The 207-nt window shown below is 50.7% G+C and carries 1 rRNA gene; it reads left to right on the plus strand.

The window, feature by feature from the left end:
* Window positions 1-150: 150 nt before the first annotated feature.
* Window positions 151-207, plus strand: a 5S ribosomal RNA gene (gene rrf, locus OGY62_RS23355); the annotation flags it as partial.

The raw sequence follows: 207 nt of genomic DNA on the forward strand, positions 1-207 counted from the left end.
TAAGCGCAGCGATGCGTTGAGCTAACCGGTACTAATGAACCGTGAGGCTTAACCTTACAACGCCGAAGATGTTTTGGCGGTTTGAGAGACGATTTTCAGCCTGATACAGATTAGTGTTTAATGCGACAGGCATTAGACGAACAGAATTTGCCTGGCGGCCGTAGCGCGGTGGTCCCACCTGACCCCATGCCGAACTCAGAAGTGAAA

This window comes from Citrobacter sp. CK198 (assembly GCF_030333295.1).
Lineage (GTDB): Bacteria > Pseudomonadota > Gammaproteobacteria > Enterobacterales > Enterobacteriaceae > Citrobacter_B > Citrobacter_B koseri.